This is a genomic window from Mycobacterium sp., assembly GCF_025965855.1.
Lineage (GTDB): Bacteria > Actinomycetota > Actinomycetes > Mycobacteriales > Mycobacteriaceae > Mycobacterium.
Genome location: NZ_JAOPWB010000346.1, coordinates 1 through 14869, shown reverse-complemented (window position 1 = coordinate 14869; position 14869 = coordinate 1). Strand labels below are relative to the sequence as shown.

The 14869-nt window shown below is 67.9% G+C and carries 15 protein-coding genes; 6 read left to right on the top strand and 9 right to left on the bottom strand.

All coding sequences use genetic code 11. From position 1 onward, the window contains the following. Nucleotides 1-508, bottom strand: a 508-nt coding sequence (locus tag JWP83_RS29915) for a TetR/AcrR family transcriptional regulator (protein ID WP_297738832.1), incomplete at its 3' end; no start/stop codon positions are given. Nucleotides 509-600: 92 nt separating this feature from the next. Here JWP83_RS29915 and JWP83_RS29910 point away from each other — a divergent pair. Then, nucleotides 601-1056, top strand: coding sequence for a DoxX family protein (locus tag JWP83_RS29910; RefSeq protein WP_297738830.1), 456 nt, complete (start codon nucleotides 601-603; stop codon nucleotides 1054-1056). Here the strand turns inward: JWP83_RS29910 and JWP83_RS29905 are convergent. Both JWP83_RS29905 and JWP83_RS29900 read right to left on the bottom strand, forming a co-directional pair. After that, nucleotides 985-3147 carry a S9 family peptidase gene (locus JWP83_RS29905; RefSeq protein WP_297738828.1) on the bottom strand — a complete coding sequence of 721 codons (2163 nt, stop codon included), beginning with the start codon at nucleotides 3145-3147 and terminating at the stop codon, nucleotides 985-987. The genes JWP83_RS29910 and JWP83_RS29905 overlap by 72 nt on opposite strands. Further along, nucleotides 3144-4037 carry a phosphoribosylaminoimidazolesuccinocarboxamide synthase gene (locus JWP83_RS29900; RefSeq protein ID WP_297738826.1) on the bottom strand — a complete coding sequence of 298 codons (894 nt, stop codon included), beginning with the start codon at nucleotides 4035-4037 and terminating at the stop codon, nucleotides 3144-3146. The genes JWP83_RS29905 and JWP83_RS29900 overlap by 4 nt, the downstream gene beginning before the upstream one ends. A 60-nt stretch (nucleotides 4038-4097) precedes the next feature. On the opposite strand from JWP83_RS29900, the gene JWP83_RS29895 reads away from it, so the two are divergent. Then, complete coding sequence (locus JWP83_RS29895) at nucleotides 4098-4718, top strand: hypothetical protein (RefSeq protein WP_297738834.1); 621 nt, start codon at nucleotides 4098-4100, stop codon at nucleotides 4716-4718. A gap of 25 nt (nucleotides 4719-4743) precedes the next feature. On the opposite strand, the gene JWP83_RS29890 is transcribed toward JWP83_RS29895, so the two are convergent. Together JWP83_RS29890 and purB are read right to left on the bottom strand one after the other, a co-directional pair. Then, a complete protein-coding gene (locus tag JWP83_RS29890) occupies nucleotides 4744-6000 on the bottom strand; it encodes a cytochrome P450 (RefSeq protein WP_297738824.1) in 1257 nt (418 codons plus the stop codon). Continuing rightward, the gene (gene purB / locus JWP83_RS29885) at nucleotides 5997-7415 is read right to left on the bottom strand and encodes an adenylosuccinate lyase (protein WP_297738822.1); all 1419 of its coding nucleotides are present in this window, start codon (nucleotides 7413-7415) and stop codon (nucleotides 5997-5999) included. The genes JWP83_RS29890 and purB overlap by 4 nt, the downstream gene beginning before the upstream one ends. Before the next feature lie 104 nt (nucleotides 7416-7519). On the opposite strand from purB, the gene JWP83_RS29880 reads away from it, so the two are divergent. Continuing rightward, entirely contained in the window at nucleotides 7520-8254 is a 735-nt protein-coding gene (locus tag JWP83_RS29880; RefSeq protein WP_297738820.1) for a DUF429 domain-containing protein, read from the top strand. Between the two features lie 4 nt (nucleotides 8255-8258). Here the strand turns inward: JWP83_RS29880 and JWP83_RS29875 are convergent, their stop codons facing one another. Next, nucleotides 8259-8939, bottom strand: coding sequence for a TetR/AcrR family transcriptional regulator (locus JWP83_RS29875; RefSeq protein WP_297738819.1), 681 nt, complete (start codon nucleotides 8937-8939; stop codon nucleotides 8259-8261). Between JWP83_RS29875 and JWP83_RS29870 the strand changes: the two genes are divergently transcribed. Together JWP83_RS29870 and JWP83_RS29865 are read left to right on the top strand one after the other, a co-directional pair. Next, nucleotides 8938-9855: an alpha/beta hydrolase gene (locus JWP83_RS29870; RefSeq protein ID WP_297738817.1), complete on the top strand. Its 918-nt coding sequence runs from the start codon at nucleotides 8938-8940 to the stop codon at nucleotides 9853-9855. The two genes, JWP83_RS29875 and JWP83_RS29870, sit on opposite strands and share 2 nt — an antisense overlap. Nucleotides 9856-9927: 72 nt before the next feature. Then, nucleotides 9928-11511, top strand: coding sequence for a gamma-glutamyltransferase family protein (locus JWP83_RS29865; RefSeq protein ID WP_297738815.1), 1584 nt, complete (start codon nucleotides 9928-9930; stop codon nucleotides 11509-11511). 6 nt (nucleotides 11512-11517) lie between these two features. Here the strand turns inward: JWP83_RS29865 and purD are convergent, their stop codons facing one another. Then, entirely contained in the window at nucleotides 11518-12786 is a 1269-nt protein-coding gene (purD, locus tag JWP83_RS29860; RefSeq protein WP_297738813.1) for a phosphoribosylamine--glycine ligase, read from the bottom strand. 24 nt (nucleotides 12787-12810) lie between these two features. Then, the gene (locus JWP83_RS29855; protein WP_297738812.1) at nucleotides 12811-13218 is read right to left on the bottom strand and encodes a MarR family transcriptional regulator; all 408 of its coding nucleotides are present in this window, start codon (nucleotides 13216-13218) and stop codon (nucleotides 12811-12813) included. Between the two features lie 82 nt (nucleotides 13219-13300). Here JWP83_RS29855 and JWP83_RS29850 point away from each other — a divergent pair, with 82 nt between their 5' ends. After that, the gene (locus JWP83_RS29850) at nucleotides 13301-14386 is read left to right on the top strand and encodes an aldo/keto reductase (protein WP_297738810.1); all 1086 of its coding nucleotides are present in this window, start codon (nucleotides 13301-13303) and stop codon (nucleotides 14384-14386) included. A gap of 8 nt (nucleotides 14387-14394) precedes the next feature. Here JWP83_RS29850 and JWP83_RS29845 read toward each other — a convergent pair whose 3' ends face one another. Beyond that, nucleotides 14395-14832, bottom strand: coding sequence for a carboxymuconolactone decarboxylase family protein (locus JWP83_RS29845; RefSeq protein WP_297738808.1), 438 nt, complete (start codon nucleotides 14830-14832; stop codon nucleotides 14395-14397). Nucleotides 14833-14869 lie beyond the last annotated feature (37 nt).

Here is a 14869-nt window from a genome sequence, read left to right as displayed (position 1 = left end):
GTTTGATCTGAGCGTTGACCGCGTCGTTGAGCCACAGCGTCGAAAACCCGTGCACCAGTGACCATGCCGCCAGCTGAGCGGCGGCGGGATCGGCCCGCGCATTGGGATCCCGCAACGTCGCGACCCCGCGGGAAAGTTCGGCCCCCGCGGCGGCCTCGGCGGCGGCCAGTTCGGCGTCGGCGGCGTCGAGGAGCGACCTGTTGAACATCACCTGATAGTGGCCGGGGTGCTCGAGGGCGAACCGCACGTAGGCCAGCGCCGCGTCGGCGAAGCGGCCCCGGGCATCGGTCAGCGCCGCGGTGAGCAGCTGAAACCCCTCGGTGGCCAGCGCCGTGAACAGCCCCCGCCGATCGGTGAAGTGGTGAGCGGGCGCGGCATGTGACACGCCCGCGCTGCGGGCCAACTCCCGCAACGAAATCCCATCCGCGCCGCGTTCGGCGACCAGGCGCGCGGCCTCGGCGAGGATTACCGCGCGCAGGTCGCCGTGGTGGTAGTTGGGGCGAGTCACGAGCCCAGCATACTACCAAACTTGACAGTGACTAGATGAGCGTTTACTTTCGAGTCCAGGATCTTGTCACTGTCTAGATTGGAATGATTCAGATGGCTCCGTTGATCACGCTGCTGTTGAGCACCGTCGCCGCCCGGAGCATCGGCTGGCTCGGCTGGTTTGGTACGGCCTACGTCAACAGCTGGACGGCGGCGATCGCCGTCGGGCTGGCGGCGATGTTCGTGCTGACCGGATTTGCGCACTTCGCTCCGCCGCTGCGACGTGACCTCATCGCGATCGTGCCGCCGCGCCTGCCCGCCCCCGGCTACCTGGTCACCATCACCGGGCTGCTGGAGCTGCTCGGGGCCGTGGGCCTGCTGCTTCCGGTGACCCGGGTGGCGGCGGCCGTCTGCCTCCTGGTGCTGATGGTGGCCATGTTCCCGGCCAACGTCTACGCCTCCCGGATGCCCAATCCCCCCAAGTCGATGACCACCCGGCTACCCCTGCGGACGGCCATGCAGGTCGTCTTCCTGGCCGCTGCCGTAGCGGTCGCGTTCGGCAGCGGCTAGCAGCCACGCGTACTGGAACGCGGCCTCCTCCCAGGCCTTGTAGCGACCACTGACACCACCGTGCCCCGCGTTCATCTGGGTCTTCAACAGGATCGGATTGCCGTCGTTGTTGGAGTGCCGCAGCGCCGCGACCCACTTGGCCGGCTCCACGTAGTAGACCCGGGTGTCGTTCAAAGACGTCATCGCGAGGATGGCCGGGTATCTTTTGGCCCCGACGTTCTCGTAGGGCGAATACGACTTCATGTACGAGTAAACATCGCTGTCGCTCACCGGGTTTCCCCATTCGTCCCATTCGGTGACGGTCAGCGGCAAGGAGGGGTCGAGGATGGTGGTCAGCGGGTCGACGAAGGGGACCTGCGCGAGGATGCCGGCGAAGAGCTCCGGTGCCAAGTTAGCCACCGCGCCCACCAACAGGCCCCCCGCACTGCCGCCGAGCGCGACCAGCTGCCGCGGTCGGGTCAGGCCCGAGTCCACCAAATGCCGTGCCACCGCGACAAAGTCGGTGAAGGTGTTCTTCTTCTCCAAGAGCTTGCCGTGCTCGTACCAGAGCCGGCCCATCTCACCGCCGCCGCGGACGTGGGCGATGACGAACACCATGCCGCGATCCAACAGCGACAACCGGGCGATGGAAAAGCTTGGGTCGGTGCAAATCTCGTAGGCGCCATAACCGTAGAGCAGGGCCGGCGCGGGAAACTCGATGTCGGCGCGATGCACGATCGACACCGGGACCCGGGTGCCGTCCTCCGCGCGCGCCCAGTCGCGCCGTTCAACGTAGTCAGCGGGCCGGTAGTCGCCGAGGACGGGTTGCTCGCGCAGCAAGGTGCGCTCGCCGGTGGCGAGGTCGATGTCGTAAATCTGCGCCGGGGTGACCAGGGACCCCGCCCTGATCCGCAGCTTGGGCGAATCCCAGGTCGGATTGCTACCCAGCCCGCTCGACATCAGCTCCGAGTCGAATGAGATCTCCTCGGGTTCACCGTAATCCCCGTCGGAACCTATGGGCCACAACTGAACCCGGGGCAACGCCTCGCGGCGATAGCTCACCACCAGATGACCGGCGAAGGCATCCACTCCGTCGAGCCGGACGTCGTCGCGATGCGGGATCAGGGTGCGCTGCCGCGTCGGATCGCCGACGGGCGCCTCGGTGAGCGTGAAGTTCACCGCGCCGTCGTTGTGCAGGATCAGGAATCGGTCCTGGCCGCCGACCACCGCGTGCTCGACCGAATACTCAACGCCTTCACGCCGCGGCAGGACCACGGTGAACAGTGCCTGCGGGTCGGCGGAGTCGGCGTAGCGCATCTCGGAGGTGATGGACGAACCCGCGGCAATGAACACGTACTTCTCGCTTCGGGTGAGCCCCACCCCCAGCCAATACCGTTCGTCGGCTTCGTGATAGACCAGCTCCGACGGCTCGTTGGAGCCAAGCCGGTAGCGCCAGACCTTGTCGGGGCGATGAGCCGCATCCAGGGTCAGGTAATACACCGTGCGGTTGTCGGCCGCCCAGGTCGCTCCCGCCGCGATGTCGGCGATCTCGTCGGGATACTGCTCACCGGTGCGTAAGTCCTTGAACCGCAGGGTATAGCGTTCATCGCCGACGGTATCGACGGAGTACGCCAGCAGATTCCCATCCAGGCTGACCATCGCGGCGCCCAGTGCGAAGAATTCGTGGCCTTCCGCTTCCGCGTTCGAGTCGAGCAAAACCTGCTCGCCGGGGATCTCGGTGTTCTCGTCGAGCATCGGCGGGTCCCAGTCATCGGGATCGGCGACCGGGCAACGGCACTGGACACGGTACTGCTTTCCCTCGAACGTACGGGCGTAGTACCACCAGTCGCCTTGCCGAGTCGGTACCGACAGATCGGTCTCCTTGGTGCGCGACTTGATCTCGTCGAAGATCTTCTGTCGCAACGGTTCCAGGTGAGCCGTCATCCGATCGACGTAGTCGTTCTCGGCCTCCAGGTAGCCGATGACCTCAGGGTCGGCTTTGTCGCGCAGCCATTCGTACGGATCGATGAAGACGTCACCGTGGAATTCACGCCGGGTCTCCACCCGCTTCGCGACGGGCGGCACCGGCGCGTCCACCGAAGCGTCCGTCATGCGCCCGGGCCGATCCACTCGTCGAAACTCAATCCCGAAATACGTTCGTACGCATCTATATAGCGGCTCCGGGTGGCGTCGACGATGTCGTCGGGAAGCGGCGGCGGGGGCGCCGACCCGTGCCGATCCCAGCCGGACTCGGGGCTGGTCAGCCAGTTGCGCACGAACTGCTTGTCGAAACTGGTTTGGACCACACCGGCGCGGTAATCCCGGGCCGGCCAATACCGCGAGGAATCCGGCGTGAAGATTTCGTCGGCCAGCAGCAGGTTGCCGTCGCGGTCGGTGCCGAATTCGAACTTGGTGTCTGCGATGACGATTCCCCTCGTCAGCGCGTGATCGGCGGCCTGAACGTAGATCTGCAGCGTGCGGTCGCGCAGCTGGTTGGCGCGCACCGCACCCACCATCTCGATCACCCGGGCGAACGAAATGTTTTCGTCGTGATCCCCGAGCGCCGCCTTCGTCGCCGGGGTGAACAGCGGGGTGGCGAACTTGCTGGCCTCCACCAGACCCGGCGGCAGCGCGATGCCGCAGACCGTGCCGGTCGCCTGGTAGTCCAGCAGTCCCGAGCCGGTCAGGTACCCCCGGGCCACGCACTCCACGGGAAGCATCTCGAGCCGCCGCACCACCAGCGCGCGTCCGAGCACGTCGTCGGGGATGCGGGGGTCGTCGGGCGGCCCGGCCAGGTGGTTGGGGGCGTCGACGAGGCCGAAGAAGAACACGCTCATCGCGGTCAGGATGCGGCCCTTGTCCGGGATCGTGCTGTCCAGGACGTAGTCGTACGCGGAGATCCGGTCGGTCGCCACCAGCAGCAGGTGCTCGTCGTCGACCCGGTAGATCTCGCGGACCTTGCCGCTGGCCAGATGATCGTACTCGGACAGTGCAGGGCGCATCGGGCCAGCCTATCGGGCGCCGCAGGGCCGGCCCTGTGCTGGTATTGCGCTATGACATCGCTGACATCGCGGGTTCTGCCCTACGCCACCACACCCGGCCGGCTGGCCGTCCAACTCTTCAGCGACTTCGCCATCTTCCTCTGGACGGCGCTATGGCTGGTCGTCGGGACGGCGGTCTACGACGCGATCTCGACCATCGCCGAGGCCGGCGGGCAGGTCGAGAACGGGGCGAACGGGATCGCCGGCAACCTGGCGTCGGCAGGCCAGGGCGCGCAGCACATCCCGGTGGTCGGCGATGCGGTCAGCAAGCCACTCACCTCGGCCAGCGCGTCCGCCCTCGACATCGCCGGGGCCGGACACAGCCTCGAAACCACCGCGGGCTGGCTCGCGGTGCTGATGGCGCTGGCCGTCGTCGCGGTGCCGCTGCTCGTCGTGGTCATCCCGTGGCTGTTCCTGCGGCTCCAGTTCTTCCGGCGCAAGTGGACCGTCACCGGGCTGGCCGCGACCCCGGCCGGGGAACAGCTCTTGGCGATGCGGGCCCTGACGAACCGGGCGCCGCGCAAGCTTGCCGCGATCAGCGCGGACCCGGTCGGCGGGTGGCGCCGCGAGGATCCGGTCACCATCCGGGCGCTGGCCGCGCTGGAACTACGGTCGGCCGGCATCGCGCTGCGCGCGGCCTGACGACACGATCCGCCGCACCGGATGGTCACTGTTCCTCGAGTAGCTCCACGACCAGGTGCCGGATACCGGTGTGCCGATTGCTGCGGGTCCATTCGACGGGCCGGGCGACCCGCACCGCGGAAAAGCGCGTCAGCAGTTCCTCGAACAGCACTCGCAGTTCCAGCCGGGCCAGGTTGGCGCCCAGGCAATAGTGGACGCCCTGGCCGAATCCCAAGTGCGGATTCGGTTTCCGGCCGATGTCAAACTCGTCGGCGCGGTCGAACTCGTCGGCGTCCCGGTTGGCCGAGCCCTCCCAGATCTGGACCTTCTGTCCAGCCCGGATGGACTGCCCGCCGAGCGTGACGTCGCGGGTGGCGGTGCGCCGCTTCGACGGCGACGGCGACGTCCACCGCACCATCTCTTCGACCGCCGTCGGCAGCAGGCCGAAATCCGAACGCAGCGTGCGCAATTGCTCGGGATGGTCGGCGAGCGCCAGCAGGCCGCCGGCGACCGCGTTGCGCGTCGTCTCCGCGCCCGCGCTGAACAGTAGGCTGAAGAACAGATACAGCTCGAGGTCGGACAGCGCCGGCGCGTCATCCGCGTCAACGTCGTCAAGCTTTGCGTTCGCCGCGACCGACAGCATGTCGTCGGTCGGTTTGGCGCGCTTGGACGCGATCAGCTCCCGGCCGTACGCAAACATCCGGGAACCGGCCTCTTCGACGGACAGCTGCGAAAGGGATGCCCTGCGCGAGCCGCCGAAGTCGAACTGCGGCTCGATCGCCTCGAACAGCCAATGCCGTTCGGATTCCGGCACTCCCAGCAGGATGCAGATCATCTGCATCGGCAGTTCGGCGGCGATGTCGACCAGGAAGTCGAACGGATCGCCCGGCACCACCGAGTCGAGCAGCCGGCGGGCCCGGGTCCGCAGGTCGTCCTCGACGCGGCCGATCATGCGCGGCGTCAGCCCGGAGCTGACCAGCCGCCGAATCTGGGAATGCCGCGGGTCGTCCATCATGTTGAGCACCTGCCCCGCGATGGCCAGGTCCTGCAGCAGCGTGCCCCCGTATGCCCGTTGCCCGCCGGTGACCGACGAGTACGTCGTCGGATCCTTCAGCACCTCAAGGGTTTCCGCGTACGTGGCGACGGACCAGAAGCCCTCGCCGTCGGGGGTGTTGTCGGTCGGCTCGTGCCAGTACACCGGCGCCTCTCGCCGATGGACGGCGAACAACTCGTGCGGGAACCCGCCGGCGAAGTTGTCGAGGTCGGTGAAGTCGATCCCCGAGAGTGCGCTCGCGAGAGTCACAGGATCGCGCCCGGGGTGTATTTGGCCGCGTCCGGGTAGCGGCTCACCAACGCGTCCACCATCGCGACCACCTCGTCGACCTGGTCACCGGCGGCACCGGTGAACGCCTGCTTGTCGGCCAGCGCGGCGTCCAGCGCCGCCCGGTCAAGTGGCAGCCGTTCGTCGGCGGCCAAGCGGTCCAGCAGGTCCGGCTCGGCGCCGCGTTCGCGCATGGCCAGCGCCGTCGCCACCGCGTGTTCGGAGATCACGTGGTGAGCGGCCTCGCGGCCCATGCCGGCGCGCACCGCGGCGATGAGCACCTTGGTGGTGGCCAGGAACGGCAGGTAGCGATCCAGCTCGTGGGCGATCACCGCCGGGTAGGCGCCGAACTCGTCGAGCACGGTCAAGAACGTCTCGATCTGCCCGTCGATGGCAAAGAAGCTGTCCGGCAACGCAACTCGGCGCACCACCGAGCAGAACACGTCGCCCTCGTTCCACTGCGCGCCGGCCAGTTCGGCGGCCATTGAGGCGTAGCCGCGCAGCACCACCTGCAGCCCGTTGACCCGTTCGCAGCTGCGGGTGTTCATCTTGTGCGGCATCGCCGACGAGCCGACCTGCCCCGGCGCGAACCCCTCGGTGACGAGTTCGTGCCCGGCCATCAGCCGGATGGTGTGGGCCATCGACGAGGGCCCGGCGCCGAGCTGCACCAGCGCGGAGATCACGTCGTGGTCCAGTGAACGCGGGTAGATTTGTCCGACGCTGGTCAAAACCGTTGAGAAACCTAGGAATTCGGCGATGAGGCGTTCCAATTCGGCCAGCTTGGCCGCATCGCCGCCGAGCAGGTCGAGCATGTCCTGCGCGGTGCCCATCGGGCCCTTGATGCCGCGCAGCGGGTAACGGTCGAGCAAGTCCCCCATCCTGGCCAACGCGATCAGCGTCTCCTGGGCCGCCGAAGCGAACCGTTTGCCCAGCGTGGTGGCCTGCGCGGCGACGTTGTGGCTGCGTCCGGCCATCACCAGGTCCCGATAGGTCACCGCCCGCTCGGCGAGCCGCGCCGCCACCGCAACGCCGTGGGAGAAAACCAATTCCAGCGACCGCCGGATCTGCAGCTGCTCCACGTTCTCCGTGAGGTCGCGGCTGGTCATCCCATTGTGCACGTGCTCGTGGCCGGCCAGCGCGTTGAATTCCTCGATACGGGCCTTGACGTCGTGGCGCAGCGCACGTTCACGGTTAGCGATCGAGGCCAAGTCGACGTCGTCGAGCACCCGCTCGTAGTCGGCGATCGCCTCGGGGGGAACGTCCACCCCGAGTTCGGCCTGGGCCCGCAGCACAGCCAGCCACAGCCGCCGCTCCGCGACGACCTTGGCCTCCGGCGACCAGATCGCGACCATTTCCGCGCTGGCGTACCGGGTGGCCAGGACATTCGGAATGCTCACAAGCACACAGCTTACGGTTCGTCCGGCACCGGGAGAGTGCGACTGGCAACGCATTCGCCGAGAGGCGACGCCGATAGTTGCACTTTCGCGGCACAATGTGCGCGGTGTACTTCGCCGGCGTCGACCTGGCCTGGGGCGGCCGCAAGCCGACCGGCGTCGCGGTGGTCGACGCCGACGGCTATCTGGTGCGCCTCGGCGCCGCGCGCGACGACGCCGACGTGCTCGCCGCCTTGTGGCCCTATGTCCGCGGCGATTGCCTGGTGGCGTTCGACGCGCCGCTGGTGGTGACCAATCCCACCGGCCAGCGGCCCGCCGAGGCGTCGCTCAACCGCGATTTCCGCAGGTTTGAAGCCGGAGCGCACCCGTCCAACACCACCAAACCGGAGTTCGCCGGGATGCCGCGCGCGGCGCGGCTGGCCGGGGCGCTGGGTCTCGACATGGATCCGCGGTCGTCGGCCGCGCGCCGCGCCATCGAGGTCTACCCGCATCCGGCGACCGTGGTGCTGTTCCGGCTGGCGCGGACCCTCAAGTACAAGGCCAAACCGGGCCGCGACCTGGCCCGGCTCAAATCGGAACTGCTGCTCCTGATGGACGGCGTCGAAAAGCTGGCGCACGCCACGGTGCCGCTGCACGTCGAGAGCCACGACGGCTGGGCCGAGCTGCGCCGGCATGTCGTCGCGGCGCAACGCAAGAGCGAGCTGCGCCGCGCCGAAGATCCGGTCGACGCCGTCGTCTGCGCCTATGTCGCGCTGTACGCCCAGCGCCACCCGGCCGGCGTCACGATCTACGGCGACTTCGCCACCGGGTACATCGTTACGCCGTCGCTGCCCCGCTCGTAGCAGCTCAGATCTGCACCGGGCGCGGGTCGATGGGTGCGAGCACGTCAACCAGCTCGACCACCGTCCCCAGCGCGGCGGCAGCGGGATCTCCGCCCTCCACCAAAGCGGCGACAACCGAACCGTCGACCGCGCAGATCAGCGTGCATACCAGCTCGATACGCACGGATCGGCCGGATCGCTCCAGGGCCTCGGCCACCGCCTCGGCGCGCTGGCGCAGGCTGCGGCGCATGGTCTCGCGCAGTGCGGGCAGGCGCGTGCAGGCGATGTGCCGCTCGTATCGGGAGATCAGCTGTTCGGTGAGCGCCGGATCGGACAGGTCTCCCACCAGCAGGTCCGCCAGCACCTCGGCGGTGGTCTCGGGCCCGCGACGCCGCCGGGACAACGCGTTGACCCGTGAGCGGAGCTGCGCGATCTCGATCATCCCGATGTGCTCGACGGAGCGCGCGATCAAATCGTCGAGGGAGGAGAAGTAATAAGTGGTGGACGCCAACGGCAGGCCGGCCCGCCGGGCGACCGCCCGGTGACGCACCGCCTCAAACCCGCCCTCGGCAAGCAGCTCGGCGGCTGCGCTCACGAGCGCATACCGTCGACGTTCTCCTTTTGGAGTAACTGCTGCAGTCACGAGTAGCCATGGTGCCAGCCAAAGTGGTACAGCATTGCCATTTCGGCCAAACGGCCATGGCATGATGGCCCGCATGCCCGACCTGAGCCGCCGAACCCTGCTCGGTCTCGGCGCCGGCGCGGCCATCGGCGCTACCGGGGCATACGCCCTCGACATCCTGTTCCAGGCCCGAACATCACACGCCACGCCGGTGTCGACGGCCGGCACCCAGGCACCGTTAGCGCCCGCGCCGAGCGCGCCTCTCGAGCCCGCGGCACCGGCCCAGCCTGCGCCCACCATGGTGACGGGCTCCTTCGTCTCGGCGGCGCGCGGCGGGGTCGACACCAGCTGGGCGATCGCGCGTCCGCCCGGGCAGACCAAGGCGCTGCGGCCGGTGATCGCGCTGCACGGTAAGGGCAGCGACGCGTCGGCCGTGATGGCCGGCGGCGTCGAGCACGGTCTCGCGCAGGCCGTCAACGCCGGGCTGCCGCCGTTCGCGGTGGTCGCCGTCGACGGCGGGGGCGGCTATTGGCACAAGCGAGCGTCCGGCGAGGACGCCGGGGCCATGGTGCTGGGCGAGCTGATCCCGATGCTGGCGAGCCAGGATCTGGACACGTCACGCGTGGCGTTCCTGGGCTGGTCGATGGGCGGCTACGGCGCGCTGCTGCTCGGCGGGCGGCTGGGAGCCGCGCGCACCGCCGCGATCTGTGCGGTGAGCCCGGCGTTGTGGCTGTCGTCCGGGGCGGCCGCGCCCGGCGCGTTCGACGGGCCCGACGACTTCGCGGCGAACTCGGTGTTCGGAATGCCGGCGCTGGCGTCGATCCCGATCCGGGTGGATTGCGGCGACAGCGACCCGTTCTACGGGGCGACGAAACAGTTCATCGCCCAACTGCCCAACCCGCCCGCGGGCGGCTTCTCGCCCGGCGGGCACACCCCGGAGTTCTGGAGCTCGCAACTCCCGGCCGAGCTGACCTGGATGGCGCCGCTGCTGACGGCCTGACCTTGGGGCCGCGCTCGTAACGCCACTGCGAAAAATCACGCCGAAAATCGCCAGGGCGTTACGCTCGCGAAGGTGACCGCACCGTTCGGTTGGGACTTCCCCTACGCCTGGCCGCGAAAGCCCGTCCTCGCGGCGAACGTCGTGTGCACGTCACAACCCCTTGCGGCTCAAGCGGGTCTGCGCATGCTCGCCGAGGGCGGCAACGCGGTGGACGCCGCGATCGCGACTGCCATCGCTCTGACCGTGGTGGAACCGGTGTCCAACGGCATCGGCTCGGACGCGTTCGCCATCGTCTGGGACGGCGAGCGATTGCACGGCCTGAACGCATCCGGCCGTGCGCCCGCGGCCTGGACGCCGGAGTACTTCGGCGGCGACGCCGTTCCCGCGCTCGGCTGGAATTCCGTGACAGTGCCCGGGGCCGTGTCGGCGTGGGTCGAGCTGCACACCAGGTTCGGCAAGCTGCCGTTCGAGCGGCTTTTCGAGCCCGCGATATCCTACGGCCGCAACGGCTTCCTGGTCTCACCGACGGTCGCGGAGCAATGGGCCGCACAGGTGCCGCTGTTCGAGGACCAGCCCGGGTTCGCCGAGGCGTTCCTGCCCGCCGGACGGGCGCCGAAACCCGGTGAGTTGTTCAGGTTTGCCGAGCAAGCCGCCACGCTCGAGCGGATCGCCGCAACGAACGGCGAGGCGTTCTACCGCGGGGAGCTGGCCGCCAAACTCGAGACGCACGCGACCGCCAGCGGCGGAGCCATGGCTGCCGCCGACCTCGCCGCTCACCGCGCCGACTGGGTCGGCACGATCGACGCCGCCTACCGCGGATACACGGTGCACGAGATACCGCCCAACGGCCACGGGATCGTTGCCCTCATCGCGCTTGGCATCTTGGAACACTTCGACATGTCTTCGCTGCCGGCCGATTCCGCCGACAGCGTGCATCTGCAGATCGAAGCGGTGAAGCTGGCTTTCGCCGACGCGCAGGCCTATGTCGCCGACATCGACCACATGCCCCTCGCCCCGGAACACCTCTTGGACGGGGAGTACCTCAAGCAACGCGCGGCGTTGATCGATCGGACGCGGGCAAAGCCGGCGGCCGCGGGCACCCCGTGCGGGGGCACCGTGTACCTGACCGCCGCCGATGCCGCTGGAGTCATGGTGTCGATGATCCAGTCGAACTACATGGGATTCGGCTCCGGTGTGGTGGTGCCGGGCACCGGCATTTCGCTGCAGAATCGGGGCGCCAATTTCGCTGCGGCTCAGGGCCATCCGAACCGGGTCGGGCCCGGCAAGCGTCCCTACCACACGATCATTCCGGGCTTTGTCACCAAAGACGGCGCCCCGGTGATGAGCTTCGGCGTGATGGGCGGGACGATGCAGCCCCAGGGCCATGTGCAGGTGATGGTGCGCATCGCCGACCACGGGCAGAATCCGCAGGCAGCGTGTGACGGGCCGCGATTCCGGTGGGTGCAGGGCATGCAGGTCAGCTGCGAAAGGGGTTTCCCGCCCTCGACGCTGGGCGAGTTGCGCGGGCGTGGGCACGACCTGGTCGCGGTCGACGACTACAACCAATTCGGCAGCTGCCAGGCGATCTGGCGCCTCGACGACGGGTACCTGGCGGTGAGCGATCCCCGCCGCGACGGCCAAGCCGCGGGCTTTTGAAGGCTGCTAGACGCTGATCTTACCCTCCGCCGCCGCCAGCGCGATGTCATTGCGAAAGTGACTGCCGGGCAGCTTGATTGAACCCAAGATGTCGTACGCGTTCGCGCGCGCGGCGGACAGGTCCGCTCCGGTGCCCACCACGGACAGCACCCGACCACCCGACGAGACGACCGCGCCGTCGTCGCGGCGTGCCGTTCCCGCGTGCAGCACCCCGTCGGCTTCGGAGCCGACGACGACGTCCCCGACCCGGGGGCGTCCGGGATAGTTTTCGGCCGCCAGCACCACCGTCACCGCGGCGCCGTCACGCCAGCGCAACTCGCCGAAATCGGCCAGCGCGCCCGTGCCCGCGGCATAGAGCAGCTCGCCAAGCGGCGACTCCAGCAGAGCCAGCACGGCCTGCGTCTCGGGATCCCCGAAGCGGCAGTTGAATTCGACTACCGCAGGACCTTTCGCGGTGATCGCGAGGCCGACGTAGAGCAATCCGGAAAACGCGCTGCCACGCTGAACCAGTTCGGCCGCAACGGGTTCGACGATTCCCCTGACCACCTGCCGGTACACGTCCTCGGGCAGCCACGGCAGCGGCGCGTACGCGCCCATGCCACCGGTGTTGGGTCCGCTATCGCCGTCGCCGACACGCTTGAAGTCCTGCGCGGGCAACAGCGGCACGACGGTGCGGCCGTCGACGACGCAGAACAGCGAGACCTCGGGCCCGTCGAGAAAAGACTCCAGCAGCACCGGGTGCCCCGACTCGAGCAGGCCCGCGGCGTGGGCGCGCGCCGCAACCCGATCGGGGGTCACCACCACGCCCTTGCCGGCGGCCAGGTGGTCGTCCTTCACCACCCAGGCAGGGTCACCGGCCGGCGGCCCGAACCGGTCCAGGGCGGCATCCAAACGCGCTGGGCTGTCGACGATTTCGCTGGCCGCGGTCCGCACGCCGGCGGCGGCCATGACCTCCTTGGCGAACGCCTTGGAGCCCTCGATGCGAGCGGCGTCCTTGCTGGGTCCGAAGCAGACCACCCCGGCGGCGCGCACGGCGTCGGCGACCCCCAGCACCAGCGGCACCTCGGGACCGATGACCACCATGTCGGCCCGGACCTCGCGGGCCAGGGCGACGACCGCCTGGCCCGAGGTGATGTCGACATCGTGCTGCTCGGCCAGCCGGGCGGTACCCGCGTTGCCCGGGGCGACGGCTAGCGCCGTGACCTGCGGATCTTCGCGAAGCGCCAGCAGCAGCGCATGCTCACGGGCACCGGAACCGATCACCAGGACGCGCACGACACGTCAGACTAGCTCAGGCGTTCAGACAATTCGCTCCAGCAGGCCTTTCAGCTCTTTTTGCTGCGCGGCGGTGAGACGTCCGAGACGCTTGTTGAACTCCGCCGACAGCAGCGCGAGGCCGTCCGCGGCGACCTTACGCCCAGCCGCAGTGAGCAGAAGTCGGTGGCGCCGCAGATCGGCGGGGTCGATCTCGCGGTGCACGAAACCCGCCGCCTCAAGCCGTTTCAGGTAGACCGTCACCGTCGCCTTGGGCATGCTAAGCGCCGTGGCGAGTTCGGCAGGGTAGGGATGCTCGTCGATCTCGGCGAGTAGGAACAGCTCCTTGGACTCGAGTCCGAGCGCGCAGATATCGGCCTCGGCGCAAGTGATGACCGACAGCAGCACCCGGTAGTTCAACGACCAGATCTTCGCCGCATCGACCGCAGACATCGACTTGCCAGATCGTTCAGAAGCGAACTAGTTTAGAACGGAACAAGCGCATGATCGAACAATCTACCAGAAAGCGGCCACCATGCCTCTGGATCAATACGTGACACTCGGACGCTCCGGCTTGCGCGTCAGCCCCCTGTGCCTCGGCGCAATGACGTTCGGCGAAGACCTCGGCTGGGGCACCAGCGTGGAAGAGTCCCAACAGATCATCGACGGATACACCGAACTCGGCGGCAACTTCATCGACACCGCCAACTTCTACACCAGAAGCCACTCCGAGAAGATCATCGGCGACCACATCGGGCGCCACCCTGCCCGCCGCGACCGCTTGGTGATCGCGACCAAATTCAGCGGCAACCTGTATCCGGGCGATCCGAACGGTGGCGGCTCGGGCCGCAAATCACTGATAAGCGCGTGCGAAAACTCGCTGCGGCGCCTGCAGACCGACTACATCGACCTGTACTGGCTGCACATTTGGGACGCCAATACCCCGATCGAGGAGACGATGGCGGCACTCGACGACCTCGTTCGGGCCGGCAAGGTGCGCTACATCGGCGTTTCGGACACCCCGGCGTGGAAGATCGTCGAAGCCAACCTCATCGCCCGCTTCCGCGGGTGGTCGGCATTCGTCGGGTTGCAGATCGAATACTCGCTGCTCGAGCGCGACGTCGAACAGGAACTCGTGCCGATGGCGTCCGAATTCGGCCTCGGCATCACACCGTGGTCGCCACTCAAGGGCGGCGTGCTCAGCGGCAAGTACACCCGCCGAAACACCGGCCAGCACAACGCCGATCGCGGCGCGATGGTCGATGCCTTTCTCAACGAGAAGGCCTACGCGGTTATCGACGAACTCGAGGTCATCGCCAAGGCCCACGAGACGACGGTCGCCAGCGTGGCGCTTGCCTGGGTCCACGCACAGCCCGCAGTCTCGTCGATCATCATTGGCGCACGCAGGCTCTCACAGCTCGACGACAATATCCGCGCCGTCGACGTCAGCCTCGGCGCCGACGAACTGGCCCGCCTCGACGCACTCACCAAACCGACGTTCGGGTTTCCGCACAACATGCTCGAAATGGCCCCGGGCATCATCAACGGCGGAACAACGGTCAACGGTTTCTCCGCGCCGACGTCCGAATATGTGATGCCCGAGGGCATCCGGCCCTACTGAGTCAGGCGCTAGTCGGAAGCGTTGCCCGAGTGCATCTTCAACGCGGCATCCACGTTGGCCCTCTTGTCCTCTGCGGCGCCCTTTGCCGCGGCCTTCTTGCGCTTTGCCACGACGGCGTCGACCGCGCCGTTGAGCGCCGAACCTAGCGGGAACCCGAGATAGTGGGTGAGGAAGACGGCCATCTCCTTCAGTTCGGTCTCGCTGAGTTCCCCGTTGAGCAGTGCGGCATTGACCTGGATCTCGGCCAGGTCGCGATTTCCGACCGCGGTCACCGCGGTCAGCGTCATGATGCGCTTGTCGCGCATCGACAACCCCGGTCTGGTCCAGATAGAGCCGAAGAGGTGATCGACGGTCAGGTCGAAGTACGCGTCGCCCTCGATGTTGGGCATCTCCCAGCCGTAGACCTCGTTCATCTTCTCGAGGCCCTTCTTACGCAGTTCGTCCATGCTGGATCCTCTCTAGCCGACTTCGCGGTCTGAACTC